Annotated in this window: 16 protein-coding genes and 1 pseudogene; 10 read left to right on the top strand and 7 right to left on the bottom strand. The window is 59.1% G+C overall.

Annotation, left to right across the window (positions count from 1 at the left end; all coding sequences use genetic code 11):
• Positions 1-317: 317 nt before the first annotated feature.
• Positions 318-1,805, top strand: coding sequence for a sensor histidine kinase (locus ACMXYJ_RS18145; RefSeq protein ID WP_415756283.1), 1,488 nt, complete (start codon positions 318-320; stop codon positions 1,803-1,805).
• Positions 1,806-1,817: 12 nt separating this feature from the next.
• Here ACMXYJ_RS18145 and ACMXYJ_RS18140 read toward each other — a convergent pair whose 3' ends face one another.
• Positions 1,818-2,504, bottom strand: a complete 687-nt coding sequence (locus ACMXYJ_RS18140) for a response regulator (RefSeq protein WP_415756282.1) — start codon at positions 2,502-2,504, stop codon at positions 1,818-1,820.
• A gap of 314 nt (positions 2,505-2,818) precedes the next feature.
• On the opposite strand from ACMXYJ_RS18140, the gene ACMXYJ_RS18135 reads away from it, so the two are divergent.
• Complete coding sequence (locus tag ACMXYJ_RS18135; protein ID WP_415756281.1) at positions 2,819-4,555, top strand: type I secretion system permease/ATPase; 1,737 nt, start codon at positions 2,819-2,821, stop codon at positions 4,553-4,555.
• Positions 4,556-5,902, top strand: a complete 1,347-nt coding sequence (locus ACMXYJ_RS18130; RefSeq protein ID WP_415756280.1) for an HlyD family type I secretion periplasmic adaptor subunit — start codon at positions 4,556-4,558, stop codon at positions 5,900-5,902.
• On the opposite strand, the gene arsN2 is transcribed toward ACMXYJ_RS18130, so the two are convergent.
• From arsN2 to ACMXYJ_RS18115, 3 genes are all read right to left on the bottom strand, one after another.
• Entirely contained in the window at positions 5,848-6,432 is a 585-nt protein-coding gene (gene arsN2, locus ACMXYJ_RS18125) for an arsenic resistance N-acetyltransferase ArsN2 (RefSeq protein ID WP_415756279.1), read from the bottom strand. The genes ACMXYJ_RS18130 and arsN2 overlap by 55 nt on opposite strands.
• 47 nt (positions 6,433-6,479) lie before the next feature.
• Positions 6,480-7,757: an MATE family efflux transporter gene (locus ACMXYJ_RS18120; protein ID WP_415756278.1), complete on the bottom strand. Its 1,278-nt coding sequence runs from the start codon at positions 7,755-7,757 to the stop codon at positions 6,480-6,482.
• Positions 7,758-8,117: 360 nt separating this feature from the next.
• Positions 8,118-9,035: a MerR family transcriptional regulator gene (locus tag ACMXYJ_RS18115; RefSeq protein ID WP_415756277.1), complete on the bottom strand. Its 918-nt coding sequence runs from the start codon at positions 9,033-9,035 to the stop codon at positions 8,118-8,120.
• A 163-nt stretch (positions 9,036-9,198) separates the two neighbouring features.
• Here ACMXYJ_RS18115 and ACMXYJ_RS18110 point away from each other — a divergent pair, with 163 nt between their 5' ends.
• From ACMXYJ_RS18110 to ACMXYJ_RS18080, 7 genes are all read left to right on the top strand, one after another.
• On the top strand, positions 9,199-9,645 hold the full coding sequence (locus ACMXYJ_RS18110; protein ID WP_415756276.1) for a PAS domain-containing protein: 447 nt from the start codon (positions 9,199-9,201) through the stop codon (positions 9,643-9,645).
• Between the two features lie 125 nt (positions 9,646-9,770).
• The gene (locus ACMXYJ_RS18105; protein ID WP_415756275.1) at positions 9,771-10,193 is read left to right on the top strand and encodes a nuclear transport factor 2 family protein; all 423 of its coding nucleotides are present in this window, start codon (positions 9,771-9,773) and stop codon (positions 10,191-10,193) included.
• Positions 10,190-10,939, top strand: coding sequence for an SDR family NAD(P)-dependent oxidoreductase (locus ACMXYJ_RS18100; protein ID WP_415756274.1), 750 nt, complete (start codon positions 10,190-10,192; stop codon positions 10,937-10,939). The genes ACMXYJ_RS18105 and ACMXYJ_RS18100 overlap by 4 nt, the downstream gene beginning before the upstream one ends.
• A 6-nt stretch (positions 10,940-10,945) precedes the next feature.
• The gene (locus tag ACMXYJ_RS18095) at positions 10,946-12,193 is read left to right on the top strand and encodes an NAD(P)/FAD-dependent oxidoreductase (protein ID WP_415756273.1); all 1,248 of its coding nucleotides are present in this window, start codon (positions 10,946-10,948) and stop codon (positions 12,191-12,193) included.
• Complete coding sequence (locus tag ACMXYJ_RS18090) at positions 12,190-13,002, top strand: DUF1365 domain-containing protein (RefSeq protein WP_415756272.1); 813 nt, start codon at positions 12,190-12,192, stop codon at positions 13,000-13,002. The genes ACMXYJ_RS18095 and ACMXYJ_RS18090 overlap by 4 nt, the downstream gene beginning before the upstream one ends.
• Positions 12,977-14,236 carry a class I SAM-dependent methyltransferase gene (locus ACMXYJ_RS18085; protein ID WP_415756271.1) on the top strand — a complete coding sequence of 420 codons (1,260 nt, stop codon included), beginning with the start codon at positions 12,977-12,979 and terminating at the stop codon, positions 14,234-14,236. Before ACMXYJ_RS18090 ends, ACMXYJ_RS18085 begins: the two co-directional genes overlap by 26 nt.
• Position 14,237: 1 nt before the next feature.
• On the top strand, positions 14,238-14,726 hold the full coding sequence (locus ACMXYJ_RS18080; RefSeq protein WP_415756270.1) for a DUF2878 domain-containing protein: 489 nt from the start codon (positions 14,238-14,240) through the stop codon (positions 14,724-14,726).
• Between the two features lie 56 nt (positions 14,727-14,782).
• Here ACMXYJ_RS18080 and ACMXYJ_RS18075 read toward each other — a convergent pair whose 3' ends face one another.
• From ACMXYJ_RS18075 to ACMXYJ_RS18065, 3 genes and pseudogenes are all read right to left on the bottom strand, one after another.
• Entirely contained in the window at positions 14,783-15,319 is a 537-nt protein-coding gene (locus tag ACMXYJ_RS18075) for a DUF3833 domain-containing protein (RefSeq protein WP_415756269.1), read from the bottom strand.
• A 10-nt stretch (positions 15,320-15,329) separates the two neighbouring features.
• A complete protein-coding gene (locus ACMXYJ_RS18070) occupies positions 15,330-15,824 on the bottom strand; it encodes a chalcone isomerase family protein (protein WP_415760751.1) in 495 nt (164 codons plus the stop codon).
• A 955-nt stretch (positions 15,825-16,779) separates the two neighbouring features.
• Positions 16,780-17,467, bottom strand: a pseudogene (locus ACMXYJ_RS18065) (IS3 family transposase); the annotation flags it as partial.
• Positions 17,468-17,579 lie beyond the last annotated feature (112 nt).

The following is a 17,579-nucleotide window of genomic DNA, read 5'->3' as shown; positions in this document are numbered from 1 at the left end:
CAGCTAGATTCCAAATCGTTAATTCGTCATCTAAAGCATCAGGGAGGCAAACGAACAGCGATAGATGCGAAGGTCCAATCAAAAATCGAGACCTTCGTCGCAGGTGCCAACCAGACCTTGGTCGACCCCTGAAGGGTGAATCGCCCCAGGTTTGGGCGACCCGTTCCAGGCCATACAACAAGCCGTCGCGTGCTGTACTGATTGTCCATCTATAGTGAGCCTCTTCGTACAGGCCACTTGAACATGACACTCTGCGGATATCCGTTGACGCGCAGGTTTTCCAACCAACGTCGAGCAATGATCAGGGAATTGAAGCGATGGCGAATGACTCAAAAGCCCACTCGGAAACCGAGACGTTTATCGCTGAATCGAGTGAGGTCCTGGACGGGCCGACACCTGAGCCCGATCGTCGCCGGAACCCGATCCTGCGCAGCCGACTGATGGTTCAGGCACGCAAGCTAAGCCGCTCCACGCAGTTCGTGATTGTCGCCGCGCTAATCCTGGGGCTGACGATGTTTTTCGTCGGCGAACTGGTCAGTAAGCGCATAGAGCGGGCCGCCGTACAAAGCGCCGCAGAGGCCGGCGCCCATTACATGGAAGCGTTTCTGGAGCCTTATGTGCAGGAAATGAGTCGCGACAACGTCCTCTCGGCTGAAAGCATCAAATCCCTGGACAGCTTGATGGAGACCCGCTCACTGAGGCGGCACATCGTCTCGATCAAGATCTGGCGACCAGACGGCACTGTGGTTTACGGCACAGATAAATCCATCACCAATCGCAAGTTCCCGATGGAAGAGATTGCCGATGCGCTCAAAGGCAACGTGGTGACCGACCTCGAGGACCTTAAACAGGAAGAGAACCAGTTCGAGCGCAATATGAATATGCCGCTCTATGAAATTTATGCACCGCTGCGCGAGTTCAACACCGGCAAAATCATTGCCGTGGGTGAGTTCTATGAAAAGGCCGACAGCCTGGAGCAGGAGATCAAGCGCGTCCGCCAGCAGGTGTGGATGGTCGTGGGCGCCGCGACACTGGCGATGCTGACGTTGCTGTTCTTCCTTGTTCGGCGCGGTGAAACGATCATCCAGCGCCAGCAAGTGGCCTTGAGACTGCGGCTACTGGAGCAAACACGGTTGCGCATCAGCAATGCCGCGCTCCAACGCAAGATGACCACGGCGACTGAGGAGTTCTCGCGGATCAACGAACTCACCCTGCGCCGCATCGGTGCAGACCTGCATGATGGCCCGGCACAGCTTTTGACCTTGATTCTGATCCGGCTCGACGACTTGGCCGAGAACTGCACGGAAGTCGATCAGGAATCCCTGGAAACCATTCGCGGCGCGGCGACCGATGCATTGCGTGAGGTGCGGGAGTTATCGCGGGGGCTGGCGCTTCCGGAGATCAACGACCTGAGCCTGCAGGAGGAGTTGCAACTGGTGGCTCAACGACACGAGCAGCGCACCGGCACCAAGGTCAAATTAACGTTGGGGGCGCTGCCCGAGGAGGCTTCGCTACCACTCAAACTGTGTCTTTACCGGTTTGTGCAGGAAACCCTCAACAACGCCTACCGTCATGCCCACGGCCACGGCCAGGCCATCAGCGCGGATTACATGAACGGGCTGCTACACATCAGCGTCAAGGACAATGGACCAGGCATGGCGGCTGACGCCATGGTGGTCGACACAGCGGGCAGAACCCGATTGGGGCTGGCCGGTTTGCGCTATCGTGTTGAATCCCTGGGAGGGCTGTTCAGCATCGACTCATCCGCTGCCGGCACTTCGGTAAATGCACAGTTCAAGCTTTAGTCAGGGGCCACCCTATACATCTAAGTGAGTATTCACTGTCCCGATGTGCAGGCGACCAACAGCCTCGCGCTCCCAATAGCGCCGCAGGGCGGTGACAGCCTCGACACGGTTGCGGGCATTCAGCTTTTGCATCACGCAAGTCATGTAGTACTTGACGGTTTTTTCGCTGATCAAGAGTTTTGAAGCCACCTCCTTATTGGTCAAGCCCATTGAGACTTCACGAATGATCTGCTCCTCCCGATGGGTGAGGTCGATCTTGCGGACTTCGGCTTCATGCTTTCTGAAGTTGCTCAGCAGCTTTTTGGCAAATTCAGGGGTGATGTACGTTTTGCCCCTGGAGATCGAGCGAATCGCCAGCACCAGATCCGGTCCGCTGATCCCTTTCAACACATAGCCACGTGCCCCCGCTTCGAGCGCTGAATAGGCGTCATCTTCGGATTCGGAAACTGTCAGCATCAGCACCTTCACGTCCGGCAGTTGCGTCGAAATGTACCGCACGGCAGCAAATACATCGCCCGGCATATTGACGTCCATCAGCATCACGTCCGGTCTCAATCGCAGAGCGATGTCCCGAGCTTCATCCGCGCTCCCCCCCTGCTCCACGACTTGAAAATCTGTCCTCTTCCTCAGCGTATTGGCAACGCCTTCACGCAACATAGGGTGGTCATCGACTATGCCGATCTGGATGAAAGGGTTCATGACACGCTCCTGAAATGGTCAAACATTCCTACACCCATTGATTAATAGCAGGTAACCCTGGCTGACGCTGTGTACTGATCGGATGGGCGAGAGCTTCGCGGCCGAAAATCAGACTTAGGTCGCACGAAATTGATCCGCCAAGAAGCAATCTTCATCACAAACCACCCAAATAAAACGCACTAACAATTTGTTTTTTAACACTACCAAAAGCGTCAAAAAAACATTGACGCGTAAAACCCGGGTCGGACCGTCATCCGACCAACCGTCACTCTCCTACGCTGAGGTACATAAAACCACGGCATTGGACCCTTCCGATGAACAAGAAAAACCAGCAACAATCCGAGCTTTCCGAGGTGTTTTTTCGGCTGCGTCATACGATCTATTCGCTGGCCGGGTTCAGTGGCGTGATCAACGTGCTGATGCTCGCGCCGGCCATTTATATGCTGCAGGTGTATGACCGGGCGCTGGTAAGCAGCAATGTCACCACGCTGCTGATGCTGACCCTTCTGATGATCGGTTTGTACACCCTGATGGCCATACTGGAAGTGGTGCGCACGCGGGTGCTGATCCGGGTCGGCAATCGACTGGACATGGCCCTGAACCGTCGCGTGTTTACCGCCGCTTTCGAGCGCAACCTGCAGCGCGCCGGCGGTAACCCGGCGCAAGCCCTGCAAGACCTCGCGCAAGTACGCCAGTTTCTCACCGGCAACGGCCTGTTTGCGTTCTTCGATGCGCCGTGGACGCCCATCTACCTGTTCGTCGCCTACCTGATCCATCCCTTGCTCGGGATCGTCACCCTGTGCGGTTCGCTGATTCTGGTATCCCTGACCTGGCTCACCGAAATCGCCACCAAAAAGCCGTTGAACGAGGCGAATCTGGCGTCACAAATCTCGGGCACTTTCGCCAACAACAATCTACGCAACGCCGAAGTCATCGAAGCGATGGGCATGCTGCCGGCAATCACTCAACGCTGGTTCGGCAGCTCCCTGCGGATTCTCGAAATGCAAACCCTGGCTTCCGATCGGGCGGCCTACATCAGCGGCCTCGCGCGTTTCGTGCGGATCACCCTGCAATCGCTGATCCTCGGCACCGGCGCATTACTGGCGATCGACGGCTCGATCACCCCGGGCATGATGATCGCCAGCTCAACCCTCAGCGGCCGCGCGCTGGCACCCGTGGAGCAACTGATCGGCGCCTGGAAGCAACTGCTGACCGGCCGTCGCGCCTGGTCGCGGCTCAAGCAACTGCTGCAAGACTTTCCGCCCCGGGCCGATGCGATGAAGCTGCAACGGCCATTGGGCATGCTCTCGGTGGAGCATCTGCACGCTGGGGCGCCGGGCATGAGCCAATCGATCATTCGCGGGCCGCACTTCAATCTGTCGCCGGGTGAATCCCTGGGCATCATCGGCCCGTCCGCGTCGGGCAAATCAACCCTGGCACGACTGCTGGTGGGTATCTGGCCGGCACAAAGTGGCAAGGTTCGGCTCGACGGTGTGGACGTCTACCTGTGGAACAAGGAAGAGCTCGGCCCCTGGGTTGGTTACCTGCCCCAGGATGTGGAATTGTTCGAAGGCACCATCGCCGACAACATCGCCCGCTTCGGTGAAGTCGACAGTAACGCGGTTCTCGTGGCAGCCAAACGAGCCGGCGTGCATGACATGATCCTGCGCTTTGCCCACGGTTATGACACGCCCCTGGATGTGGACGGCAACCCGCTGTCCGGTGGACAGCGTCAGCGCATTGGTCTGGCCCGTGCCTTGTACGGCGAGCCGTCGATCATCGTGCTGGATGAACCGAACGCCAACCTCGACGACGCCGGGGAAAAAGCGCTGATCGAGGTACTTGAAGATCTCAAATCCCGGGGGTGCACCACGGTGCTGATCAGCCACCGCCCGAACATCCTCGGCACCGTCGACAAAGTGCTGATGCTGCGTGAGGGCAGCACCCAATTGTTCGGCCCCCGGGACGAAGTATTTGCTGCACTGCGTCAAACCAGCGTGCTGCCGACCGTGGGCGCACCAACCCTGTCAGCTGTTCGCGGGAGAGAATAAATGAGCGCTTTGAGTCTCGATCCGCGTAGCCAGGAATTGGCGCGCGCGGCGGCCAATATCGATGTCGACGACCACCGCCTGGCACGCTGGGGCGTGCTGCTAATGATCCTCGGCTTTGGCGGATTTCTGCTCTGGTCATGGCTCGCACCGCTGGACGCCGGCATCGTCGCCACCGCCACGGTGAAGATCACCAGCAACCGAAAGACCATCCAGCACCTCACCGGCGGCAGTGTCGAAGAGATTCTGGTGCGCGAAGGCGACAGCGTCAGCAAGGATCAGGAACTGGTGCGGCTTGACGCCACCCAGGCACGCTCGGAACAAGGGGTGGTAAACGCTCAATTCATCGCCACCAAAACCATGGAGAACCGTTTGCAAGCCGAGCGTGACGGCGTACCCGAGGTCATCTTCGATCCCGCCATGTTGCAGCGCTACGCCGGTAACGAGCACCTGAACAATGCGATCCTCCTGCAACAGCATTTGTTCACCACACGCCGCGCCGCCCTTGAGGGCGAGATTGGCATCCTGCGCCAATCGCAAAACTCCGCCGAAGCACAGATCAAAGGGTTGCAACACGTCTACAGCGCCCGCTCGACACAGCTCGGGTTCCTCAATCAGGAACTGGTCGGGATCCGCCAGCTCGCCGCCGAAGGCTATGTACCCCGCAACCGTATGCTCGAACTCGAACGCACCGGGTCTGACCTCAACGCCTCGCAAGCCGACAACCTCAACAACATTGCCAGGGTGCGGGGCCAGGTCGCCGATATCAAACTGCACATCCTTCAGCGGGAGTTCGACTATCGCAAGGAAGTGCAGTCGATGTTGGCCGACGTGCAAAAAGAAAACAGCGCCCTCACCGACCGTTTGCAGGCCCTGGATTATCAAGTCCGGCACACGGTGATCCGCTCGCCCATCGACGGTATGGTCCAGGGCCTGAACGTGTCGACCATTGGCGGCGTAATCGCTCCTGGATTCAAGATCATGGAAATCGTGCCGGCCCACGAACCGTTGCAGATCGACGCGATGATTCCGGTGCAAGCCATCGACCGCATGACGCCTGGCCTGCCGGTGACCATCTCGTTCCCCGCGTTCAATCACGTGCAAACACCGAACATTCCGGGCCAGGTGCTGACAATTTCCGCCGACCGCCTGGTCAGCGACGACAACAAACAACCCTATTACCTGGCACAGATCGAAGTGACGCCAGCCGGCATGGCCATGCTGGGCAGCAACCATATACGTGCGGGAATGCCCGCCTCGGTCACCATCAAGACCGGTGAACGCAACATGCTCAGCTACCTGTTGAAGCCGCTGCTGGACCGCGTCGACAGCGCGTTCAAGGAACAGTGACGTGAGCAGCGGCCCGCCGTTTTGTTGGCTTCACCACTTTGCTGGCCGAATATCGCCAGTGCCAATACTTTCCTGAGGCCGAAGTTGTCGTTTTGAGATGCACTGAACGTTTTTCTTAGATAACTCGCAGACGCCGGGCATAAATGTTCGAACTGGGCTGTCTGCTTGATAGCGCCAGGCGCCTCATGCCTGTCGAACCGTTCGTAGCCATTGGCTGCGAAAAAACCGGCAGCCCCTTGCGTCAACAAGTGCAGTCGGAGTACGCCTTGGGAGGCCGCACACTGCTCCAGTGCAAGCAGCACTTGTTTGCCCAAACCTTTTCCACGACGCTCATCACACACCACCATGGAGCGGAGCAACATGTCGGGAGCCGAACCCTCCAGCCCTCCAAAAGCCACCCATTCCCCCGCCACTTCGAAACGGTAAAACTGCCGGCCTGGTTCGCTGACATCATCGCAGGGCAATGCTGCCTGACGCAGGGCATCACGGAGCTGATTCAGACCGTTATCGTCTACTTTAATCATCTGCATGTTCATCACCGTCACCCCCTGCCCGCCTACACCAACCGCTCGATCTTTTAATGCTGCCAGACCATTTTGTAATACGCCGTCTGCAACACCAGCATCCCCAGGTACGCCACCGGAAACGCCATCCACACGCCTTGCAAGCCGAAGTGCCCGCCCAGCACATACGCCACTGGCAACTGCACCCCGACCACACAAAAAATCGAAATCGCCATCGGCACCAGCACCGAGCCGCTGGCGCGCATGATGCCGCCGACAATCGCCTGGAAGCCGAACACCAACAGACTCCACAGCATGATGTGCAGCAGATGTTCCGCCATCGCCCGAGTGGAATCATCCGTGAGGAACAACCCCAGCAACCAGTGCGACAACAGATAACCCAACACCACCAAGCCACCGGTCAGGCACACATTGATCAACAGCCCCGTGCGCAGAATCGGCCCCATGCGCTCAAGCCGCCCTGCCCCAATCGCCTGAGCCCCGAGGATCGACGCCGTGATCGCAATCGACAGCGCCGGAAACTGCACGTAATTGACGATCTGCGTCACCGCCCCATACGCCGCCGTCGCCTGCGAACCGTGCTGATTCACCAGCGCCAGAATCACCAGCTCCGAGACCGACAACACCACCATCTGCAACCCGGTCGGCAACCCGATGCGCAACACCTTGCCGAGAATCACCAGATCCAGCCGCATCGCCACAAACATCTCCCGATCCGGCGCCAACGGATGCCCCTTGCGAATCAACCGCCACGCCAGCCACCCCATCGCCGACAAATTACCCGCCAACCCCGCATACGCCGCACTCTGAATCCCCATCATCGGCAACCCGAACCACCCCCGAATCAACGCCGGCGTCAGCGCCAACCCGATACACGTCGACACCACCAACGCGATCAACGGCGACACCGTATCGCTCACCCCGCGCAGCAGTTGGGTGAACAGCACGTAGACCAGCAGCGACGGCATGATCCACATCATCACGTGGGCGTAGGACACGGCGTCTTCGATAACGTCGGCCGGTGTGCCCAAGCCTTCCAGCGCTGGCCTTGCGAACACACTGCCGAGTACGGCTGCTGTCAGGCCGATCATTGCGCCTAACAGCAAGGTCGTGCCGGCGATGGTTTTCACCAGATGCGGCTCACGCGCGCCCCAGGCCTGGCCGATGAGCACACCCGCACCCGCGCCGAGGCCGATGACCAGGGCGATGAAGAAGAAGACGATGGGGAACATGCCGGACACGGCAGCCAGGGCTTGGGTGCCGAGCATTTGGCCGGTGTAGATGCTGTTGATGGTGCCCGACATGGATTGGAGGAAATTGGAGAGGACCATGGGGGCGAGGAAAAGGAGGTAGGTTTTCCAGAGGGGGGGGGGTGGCGGGGGTTTGCATTGAGGGTCCGTCTCGGGGTGTGGGCTCGTGTTTTGAAAATTCTACGCTAGGGGGCTGGGTACTACCCGATACGATTTCGCAGATTTGAGTAGCGAGAGTAATGTCTGGTTTCGGCCAAAAGCGGCCCTCCAAAACCTCTCGCTCTCCCCTCGAAATTGAAGTCTCTCTTTCCCGCAAGGGCCTGTAGATAATCCCGCCGCCCGCCGCTCCTTTGCATAGGTTAGGGGGGTATCTCATGGGTCATATCGCAGCAAGTTTGCAATGCAGTTTGAGATAACCCTCCTTAGCTGGAATGACTGGATTCAAATTTGCAGTGTTCCCCTTACCAAGGCTTCCAGCCTGGGCAAAATACTCGCTTCGTCATTGCCCAAAATGGCAATCGAAGAACCACGCAACCCTGCCGACGAAGCGGCAGCTGCGTCGCCGGCCAAGGCCACTGGGCATGTAACGCCCATTTGAAGGGCACGAAGTCGCTTGTGCACATCTGCCTGCAGTGGCGCCTGGACCAATAGCACCAGTGCGGCGGGCTGAATTGCTTCACACAGCAACGGCAGTTCTTCCACAGGCTGGCCCGCGCCCAACACCTCAATGCGCAACTGGTCACTACTCATCAACAAACCAGCACACAACAGCTCCAATTCGCGCGCATGGCCCGAGCCGTCTGCCAGCAGCACGCAAGCACCGCTGCTCTGGTTCATCTGCAGTCGCAATAACATCCGCGCACGCAAGAAGGCGTCCAGGAATAGCCACTGACTGCGACGGCCGAAAGCATTGCCGGTTGCCAGGCTGCGCCAGACCGGAAGCAGAATAGCCTCCAGTACAGTAGCCTTCGGATAGATCGTGAATAGTTGCCCGTGAAGGCGCTCCAACTCAGCACCATCAAAAGCCTGCGCGGCACGATGAACGGCCTCTTGCCACTGGACCAGGGGAGCTTCGGCCGGGCCTGATGCAGAGAGAGCGGGCGTGTCCTGCTTGCGGAGGAGCAATGCGCCTATCTTGCTGATCGGCAGCCCCCGGCTCGTCCAGAGCATGATGCTGCGGATATGTTCGATGTCCTGCTGCGAATACAGGCGATGCCCGCCCACCGTGCGCACCGGTCGAATCAGCCCATGGCGACGCTCCCAGGCCCGAAGGGTGATCGGGTTGACGCCGGTCAGACTGGCGACTTCCCGCATGGGGAGCAAGACGTCGTCGGAGGCGGATTCGATGGGCTCGGTCATTGAAGGTCGTTGCATCCTTAGGGTGTCGGCATTCTAAACCAAGCAAGACCGGTTTTAACCAGCATCATTCGATATCCGGCCTCCCCGCGCCGCCCCATCTAGGCATCACCGTCGCTGACGGCTACGCTGTGGGGCAAACCATGAACCACAGCGAACCCAGACCATGATCGACTCCAAACTCCTGCAGCTTATGGTCGAAGCCTCCAATGACGGCATCGTCGTGGCCGAGCAGGAAGGCAATGACAGCATCCTCATCTATGCCAACCCTGCCTTCGAGCGCCTGACCGGCTACAGTGCCGACGAAATTCTCTACCAGGATTGCCGGTTCCTGCAGGCAGACGATCATGCCCAGGCCGGCCTGGAGGCAATCCGCGACGCCATCCGCCTCGGTCAGCCCTGCCGTCAGGTGCTGCGCAACTATCGCAAGGATGGCAGCCCGTTCTGGAACGAGCTGTCTATCACTCCCGTGCACAATGATGCCGACCAGTTGACTTACTACATTGGCATACAGCACGACGTCAGCGACAAGGTTGCCGCTCTGGAAAGGATTCAGTCACTTGAGACCGAAGTGGCCGAGCTTCGCAGTAAACTGGCAAGCCTCGGTGGCTAACGACGAGTAGCGCTACGACCGACACAAAAAGTGTACAAGAATATTGACTTGTACAATTTTCCCCGTAGGCTTCAGATAAATCTGTACAGTTTTCTCGAATTGTACAACTTTACCTGGAGCCTGCCATGTCTGCATATCTCCACCAATTCGCTGATACGTTCGCAACGCTGAACGCCGATTGCCTGGACCGCCTGGGCGAGCTATACAGCAACGACGTTCAGTTTCGTGATCCCTTGCATCAGCTGGATGGCTTGCCGGCACTGCGCACGTACTTTGAAAAACTGTACACCAACGTTCAGGATATCCGCTACGACCTCCTTGACGCGGATGAAACCGCCCCCGGTCACGGTTATCTGCGCTGGAACCTGCATTTTCGTCATCCACGCCTGTCCCACGGCCAGCCGATCAGTCTGCAAGGCTGCAGCCACCTGCGCTGGGCGACACATGTCTACCTGCACCACGACTACTTCGATGCCGGCGCCCTGCTCTACGAGCACGTCCCGGTTCTTGGCGGGGTGATCGGCTGGATCAAGGGCAGGCTCGCATGAGCCGCTGCTGGCTGACAGGCGCTAGCAGCGGCCTCGGTGCTGCCCTGGCTGAACGGCTGCTGGAGCAAGGCCATGAGGTGGCCTTGGGGGGCCGCCGGGCGGAGGCACTGATGCCGCTAGTGCTGCGCTACCCTCGGGCCCTGCTCACTACCGGCGATGTGACTGACCCACGACAGGTCTCGGCTATCTGCGAGAACATCGAGCATGCCTGGGGCGCACTCGACCTGGTGATCCTGAACGCTGGCACCTGCGAATACCTTGTGCCGGGCAGGTTCTCGGCCGAGATCGTCGAGCGGATGATGCGCACCAACCTGCTGGGGGTCAGCTACTGCCTGCAGGCGGCCCTTCCACTGCTGCGCCGTGGGCAACGACCACACCTGGTAGTGATCGGCAGCTCGGTGACCTGGCTGGCGCTGCCCCGGGCTGGAGCCTATGGCGCGTCCAAGGCGGCCCTGCGTTATCTGGTCGAGTCCCTGCGCCTGGATCTACATGCCGAAGGCATCGATGTAACGCTGGTCAGCCCAGGCTTCATCGACACCCCCCTGACTCAGCGCAACACCTTTGCCATGCCACAACTCTGGACGGCCGACCGCGCCGCGCGGCATGTCGTCGCGCGCCTGACGCGACGACCGTTGGAGATCAACTTTCCACGCCTCTTCATACTCATCCTGCGCTTGCTTGGCGCCCTGCCAGCGCGTTGGCGCCTGGCCCTGGGCCGTCGACTGGCGCGAACCGAACAGGAATAGCGTCATATGCGTATCGCCATTATCGGCAGCGGGATCTCTGGGCTGACCTGTGCCTATCTGCTGTCACGTCGCAATGAGGTGACCGTGTTCGAAGCGGCTGACTGGATCGGCGGCCATACCCATACTGTCGACATCGAATGGCAGGGCCAGCGTTATGCAGTAGACACCGGTTTCATCGTATTCAACGACTGGACCTATCCCAACTTCATCCGCTTGATGGATCGCCTTGGAGTCGTCTCACGCCCCACCGAGATGAGCTTTTCCGTGAACGATCCGGAGAGCGGCCTGGAATACAACGGCAATAACCTGGACACCCTCTTCGCCCAGCGCAGCAATCTGCTGTCGCCGGGCTTCTGGGGCATGTTGCGCGATATTGTGCGCTTCAACCGCCAGGCGGTGGCCGACCTTGACGGCCACCGCATTGAGCCAGGTATGAGTCTTGGTGATTACCTGCATACGCGAAGCTACGGGCAGCGTTTCATCCATCACTACATCGTACCCATGGGCTCGGCCATCTGGTCGGTATCACGGGCTGATATGCTGCGCTTCCCGTTGCACTTCTTCGTCCGTTTTTTTCGTAACCATGGACTGCTCTCGATCAGCCAGCGGCCACAATGGCGAGTGATCGAGGGTGGCTCGCGCAGCTATGTGGAGCCGTTGTGCAAGACGTTCAGCGAACGCATTCGGCTCAACTGCCCGGTGATGAGCGTCCGCCGGGACGACAACGGCGTGGTGATCACTAGTGCGGCAGGCCATGAGCGTTTCGACAAGGTCGTGTTCGCCTGCCATAGCGACCAGGCTTTGGCGCTGCTGGAGAAACCGACGGCCACCGAGCACGAGGTGCTAGGCGCCCTCGACTATGCCGCCAACGAAGTATTGCTTCACACCGACACCCGCCTGCTGCCCAGCCGGCGCAAGGCTTGGGCCAGCTGGAACTATCGCCTCGGTGGACCCGCGCACGCCCCGGCGGCCGTGACCTACAACATGAACATACTGCAAGGCCTCGACGCCCCGGTGACCTTCTGCATAAGCCTCAATCAGGGCGATTGCGTGGACCCGTCGCAGGTGCTGGCTCGCTTCAAATATGCACATCCTCAATACAGCCTTGCAGCCATGGCGGCCCAAGCGCGCCAGGGCGAGCTACAGGGAAACCAGCACAGCTACTTCTGCGGCGCTTATTGGGCAAACGGCTTCCATGAGGATGGCGTGGTCAGCGCACTGGACGTCGCCCAAAGATTCGGGGAGCGCCTGTGAACAGCAGCCTTTGCTACGGTTGGGTCAGCCACCGGCGTCTGGTGCCGCGGTTCCATGGATTCCGTTATCGCATTGGCATGCTTTATCTGGATCTGGATGAACAGGATCTGCTGCTGGGCCTGTCCCCGTTACTCGGTGCTTTTCGCCTGGCGCCGTTGTGCTGGCGAGAAACCGATTACCTGCCAGCCTGGACTCGTCGCGGTATCCCCTTGAAGGAAGCTGTGCGCGAAGTGGTGGCCAAGGCCTTGGGCCAGGCGCCCTGCGGCACCATTCATTTGCTGACCCAGCCGCGCAGTTGGGGGGTTTCATTCAATCCGGTCAGTTTCTACTTTTGCCACGACAGTGACGGTCTCCTGGCGGCGATTGTGCTGGAGGTACGTAACACCCCTTGGCGTGAACGTTTTCACTACGTGTTGTCTGTGCTGCCCGGTCAGCCCCGGCAGTTCTCGGTCACGAAGGCATTCCATGTCTCGCCATTCCTGCCAATGGATATGCAGTACCACATGCGCTTTTCCATTGATGACGCGCACATGCGCATCCACATGGAAAACCGCCGCGAAGGACAAAAAGTATTCGAGGCCGACCTGTCCCTGCGCCGACAGCCGCTGGATGCCGCCGCACTACAACGGCACGTATTGGCCTTCCCCTGGATGAGCCTGCGCACCCTCGGTGCGATTTATTGGCAAGCCATGCGCCTGTTACTCAAACGCACCCCGCTCTATGCCCACAAGACCAGTCAGAGCAGCCAAAACCTTGGCCATCACGTCCACGAGGAGCCCAAGCATGTCCGATCCAACTCTGAGCGTTAGCAAATCGTTGGGCCTGGCGCCGTTATTCGGCGGCCTGGCCAGGAGCGCCGTGCTCACTCAGCTTCGCAACTTGCGCCAAGGCCGGCTGCGCCTGATCTACCAAGACCGGCAGTGGCTGTTCGGCGACGTCGCCAGCGCGCTACACGCTGAGGTCGAGATCTTCGACGAGGCAGCTTGGGGGATGGTGGCTGCCAACGGCTCTATCGGTGCCGGCGAAGCTTACATCCATGGCTACTGGCGCAGTCCGGACCTGGCCGCGGTCACTCGCCTCTTCGTCGCCAACCTGGAGGTACTCGACGCCCTTGAAGGCGGGTTGGCGCGCCTGGGCCGTCCGATCCTACGTCTGCTGCACTGGCTAAACCGCAACAGCCGGCGCGGCGCGCGACGCAACATTCTCGCCCATTACGATCTGGGCAATGCCTTGTTCGAGCGGCTGCTGGACCCGACCATGATGTACTCGGCAGCCATGTTCGACAGTCTGGAACAGAGTCTGGAGCAGGCCCAACTGAACAAGCTCGAGCGTATCTGCGCCAAACTTGCGCTGCGCCCCGATGACCATCTGCTCGAGATCGGTAGCGGATGGGGCAGCCTGGCGATCCATGCCGCCACCCACCACGGGTGCCGGGTGACCACCACCACGTTGTCCGAGGCGCAGTACGCCCATACTCTGCAGCGCGTCCAGGATCTTGGTCTGCAACACCGCATTACCGTCCTGCGCGAGGACTACCGCGACCTTGGCGGACGCTTCGACAAGCTGGTCTCTATCGAGATGATCGAGGCGGTCGGGCACCGCTATCTGCCTGTTTACTTTCAGCGCTGCGCGTCGCTGCTCAAGGATGACGGCTTGATGCTGCTGCAGGCCATCACCATCCGTGACCAGCGTTATGAACAGGCCCGGCGGTCGGTAGATTTCATTCAGCGCTATATCTTTCCCGGTGGAGCCCTGCCCTCCCTGAGCGTCATGCTGCAGACCGCCAGTTCCCATACCGCGTTGAACCTGGTGCACATGGAGGACTTCGGCCAGGACTATGCGCGGACTCTGCAGCACTGGCGCGACAACTTGCGTCAGTCGCGCACCGCCTTGACCGAGCTGGGCTATGACGACACCTTTCAGCGTCTCTGGGAGTTCTACCTGTGTTACTGCCAGGGTGGGTTCGAGGAGCGTACTATCGGCGTCGCGCAACTGCTCTGGGCAGCTCCGGCCGCACGCCGAGCAGCGCTGCCGGGCGCCTGATTTGAGCCGGGCGTGGTTGATCGGCAACGCGCTATGGATGCAGGCCGCCTGGTGGGCTTGCGTACTGAGCGAGCGGCATCCTTGGCTGCTACTCCCCGTGGTGGCAGGCCTGTTGGTGCATGTAGCTGCTTGCCCACGACCAGGTGACGAAGCAACCGCTCTGGCCTGTGTGGGGATGGCAGGCTGTTTACTGGATGCCAGCCTGGGTGCGCTGGGAGTCTTCGATTTTGCCCAGCAACCCCTTCCCCTGTGGCTTGCCATGCTGTGGCTGGTACTGGCCAGTGGGCTTCGCCACAGCCTGGCGTGGGCTCGACGTCCCATCTGGTACGGGGCGCTACTGGGTCTGTGCGGTGGACCTCTGGCTTACATCGCCGGCGCAACGCTGGCCAGTGTAGGCCTGCCTTGGGGTACCCTTGGCACGGCCCTGCTGCTTGCGGCGCTGTGGGCTGTATGGATGCCGATCATCCTGCGACTGGCTGCGTCCCGCTGATAAACAACAGCCTTTTGAATACGCGAATATCGCCTGTTTTGCCGGTTATTGTGGGTTTACGGAAGCGACTCCGGCTGACGGCGGAAGAATAGGATCACTTGTCCCAACTCGACGCCAAGCTTGCTCATACTTGAGCGATTCATCATCGTGTCTTCGTCCATCAGGTACATCCAGTCGTCCAGATCCACTTCCCAATGCCTGCCGTCAACTGGCAGGTCAAGGCGATAGCGCCAGCGCAGCGCGTTGCCAGCGACCTCGCCGCTAGCCTCTCCGACTACGTCGTCCGCACGACCACGCCAACGCCCGGCGCCGGCCGGTTCCAGCGTCCAGACGCGCCGCTGACGCGTGCCATCGCTGTAGAGAAATCGCTCGTCGAGGATCAACCGCTTGTCCTCGACGCGGCTTTCGATCTGGACATGGAAGCGCTTGACCACCTCGCCCGAGCGATTCTGGAACAGGCCCCAAGCCTGTACCGGCCGAGAGAAGAACGCCACGAGATCCAGCGTCGGTCGCTCCTTTGCGTAGTGCTCCACGCCAACGTTGTTACAGCTGACCAGCAACAGGCTAACGAGCAGTACCAGTATTTGACGCATCTCAACCTCTTCACTCCGCCAGCCCGGCCATCCCCAGCAGTCGTTGACGCAGTTGCTTGTCCCGAGTGCGCGGATCAAGCCAGATACCGAAGAAGGCGCGGGCGAATGCAGGGTCGTCGACCCGCCGGCGCAGTTGGCCGTCGACGAAGAAAGTGCAGCCTTTGCCGGGATGGTAGAGCCCGGTAATGCGCATTCCGGGCCGAACATCGACGAAGGCGTCACGCATTTCACTGGACCAGCGCTGGAGGGTGGACTCATCTGGATGAGCCTTTGCCATGCGACGCATTTCCTTGAGACTGACCTCCACCAGCGTTTCCCTGGAAAAGACACGGTGATAAGTCAGTTCGAGTGCAAAGGGCTGATCCCAGGTCGGCGGCAACCCAGCGCTCCACAACCGCGCGGTGTATAGACTCACACCGAACCAGGTAAAGTCGCCGCTGCCCACCAGACGCCCATCGGGCAGCGCGGGATGCCAATCCGCCCAGGCAGGTACGGCGAGTAACATCGCGAATAGCCCGCATATCGACAGACGATGTTCGAGAAAGCGTCTGAAATCAGCCACGTTCATCAACGGGTCGGCCTTTTTTAAAATTCTATACAAGACTAGCTCAACGTATAGTTTTTACGCCATTAGTACAGAACGTGTACAACTTTTTTACCCCCAAGGGAGGCGGTTGAGAACATAGGTTCCGTCGGCAACCCACTGGAGGTCTCCAACTTTATGCGCTAGAGCTTCTCTGTTGATCGTCTTTATTGGGTCGTTTTAAGCCGGTCACGACAGGCCGCAATCAGCCATTGCTGTCTGTCACCAGTATTTAGATTGACCATCCTTAGGATTGCTGGAGCCTAGCTTGATTCACCGCAGTCTTGTGGGCACACGACTCCTGGGAGGCCGCTTTCGGCGGCAGAAACCGGTTCCCGATCGAAAGCGTCGGCCCGCGCCCCGGGCGCGGCCACGCTTATACATTCGGCCTTGTGCTGGTTTTTTCGCTCTGTGGGCGCAAATGATTGAGTACTAAACTATTCGTCTTGCTGACTCGAATTCGAATAATCGAACCAGACGAACTGTTTTCCATCGCTTTCCAGGCATTCCTGAACGCAAATATTGCCCTGTGCTAGACACGCTTGAATCGATTTTTCATCACCGGCGGGGACAACGACACGCACCGTTCGGAGGCCACTTTCAAGTCCATGGGATATCAGTCGGTCGGCAATACGTGAAAGAAGGTCGGGGTCTGTCTGGCTCTCGGATAAGTTGGCGCAGGCGTGTCCTACGTCAGCAACCTGGAGGGCGTCCATTTCGAGTACCAAGCTTGCGATTCCGACCCGGTCCGGGCCGTCCGTGAACACGTCGTAGACGTAAACAGGAGCCCCGGTTGGTTTGAAAATTTTAACCGATTGAGGATGAAGCTCGAAGCCTAACCCATTGAGTACTTGTGGCTCTGAGTAAACTGTAGTGGTCAACTAATCCCGGACACGACGTTAAGTTTTCTTCGGCCTGATCTGGCGCCAGCCCACCGTTGAATTGATGGGGTCGAACCCAGTTGTACTGATGCATCAAGAAGTGGCTGATATCGCGCAGGGCTTCTTGAGCCGTTCTGTAACCCGTGGTCGGTATCCACTCCGTTTTCAAGCTGCGGAACACGCGCTCCATTGGCGCGTTGTCCCAGCAATTCCCCCGGCGACTCATGCTCTGGCGCATGCGATAACGCCACAGCCGCTGGCGAAATAAACGACTCGCATACTGGGCGACCCTTGATCCGAGTGAAACAGCAGGCCCTGGGGTCTTCCTCGTTGCTCGTAAGCCATATCCAGCGCCTTGATAACCAGATCGGCGTCCGGCTTTTCCGACAACACCCAGCCCACCACCCGGCGCGTGCAAAGATCCAGCACGACCGCCAGGTAATGCCATTTCCCCTGGACCCAGATGTAGGTGATGTCGCCGCACCACACCTGGTTGGGTGCCGGAACATCGAACTCCCGATTCAAGATGTTCGGGATATCCAGCCGTTGAACCGTCGCTCGTTTATAGGCATGTGATCCGGGCTGTTTACTGACGAGGTCAAGCTAGCGCATCAGACTGCGCACTTTGAATCGACCGAGCTGCTCACCGTCGTCACGCATCAGCGACAGGATGCTGCGGCTGCCCCCGAATCGTTTAAAATGTCTTCGAGTATTTTCTCTGAACTCTCCATAACTCACTAAAACTATTGGTTTTTAGAACATAGGAATAATTTATAGTTCTTCTTCCGGGTACTTC

The sequence above is a fragment of the Pseudomonas arabinosi genome, from assembly GCF_047758675.1.
In the GTDB taxonomy this organism is placed as follows: Bacteria; Pseudomonadota; Gammaproteobacteria; order Pseudomonadales; family Pseudomonadaceae; genus Aquipseudomonas; species Aquipseudomonas arabinosi.
The sequence above is the reverse complement of the archived record's forward strand: the minus strand, read 5'-3'. Positions and strand labels throughout refer to the sequence as shown.

Excerpts from the sequence above, each read along its gene's own strand:
- ACMXYJ_RS18145 (WP_415756283.1), top strand. The coding sequence starts at position 318 with ATGGCGAATGACTCAAAAGCCCACTCGGAAACCGAGACGTTTATCGCT.
- ACMXYJ_RS18140 (WP_415756282.1), bottom strand. The coding sequence starts at position 2,504 with ATGAACCCTTTCATCCAGATCGGCATAGTCGATGACCACCCTATGTTG.
- ACMXYJ_RS18135 (WP_415756281.1), top strand. The coding sequence starts at position 2,819 with ATGAACAAGAAAAACCAGCAACAATCCGAGCTTTCCGAGGTGTTTTTT.
- ACMXYJ_RS18130 (WP_415756280.1), top strand. The coding sequence starts at position 4,556 with ATGAGCGCTTTGAGTCTCGATCCGCGTAGCCAGGAATTGGCGCGCGCG.
- arsN2 (WP_415756279.1), bottom strand. The coding sequence starts at position 6,432 with ATGCAGATGATTAAAGTAGACGATAACGGTCTGAATCAGCTCCGTGAT.
- ACMXYJ_RS18120 (WP_415756278.1), bottom strand. The coding sequence starts at position 7,757 with ATGGTCCTCTCCAATTTCCTCCAATCCATGTCGGGCACCATCAACAGC.
- ACMXYJ_RS18115 (WP_415756277.1), bottom strand. The coding sequence starts at position 9,035 with ATGACCGAGCCCATCGAATCCGCCTCCGACGACGTCTTGCTCCCCATG.
- ACMXYJ_RS18110 (WP_415756276.1), top strand. The coding sequence starts at position 9,199 with ATGATCGACTCCAAACTCCTGCAGCTTATGGTCGAAGCCTCCAATGAC.
- ACMXYJ_RS18105 (WP_415756275.1), top strand. The coding sequence starts at position 9,771 with ATGTCTGCATATCTCCACCAATTCGCTGATACGTTCGCAACGCTGAAC.
- ACMXYJ_RS18100 (WP_415756274.1), top strand. The coding sequence starts at position 10,190 with ATGAGCCGCTGCTGGCTGACAGGCGCTAGCAGCGGCCTCGGTGCTGCC.
- ACMXYJ_RS18095 (WP_415756273.1), top strand. The coding sequence starts at position 10,946 with ATGCGTATCGCCATTATCGGCAGCGGGATCTCTGGGCTGACCTGTGCC.
- ACMXYJ_RS18085 (WP_415756271.1), top strand. The coding sequence starts at position 12,977 with ATGTCCGATCCAACTCTGAGCGTTAGCAAATCGTTGGGCCTGGCGCCG.
- ACMXYJ_RS18075 (WP_415756269.1), bottom strand. The coding sequence starts at position 15,319 with ATGCGTCAAATACTGGTACTGCTCGTTAGCCTGTTGCTGGTCAGCTGT.
- ACMXYJ_RS18070 (WP_415760751.1), bottom strand. The coding sequence starts at position 15,824 with ATGTTACTCGCCGTACCTGCCTGGGCGGATTGGCATCCCGCGCTGCCC.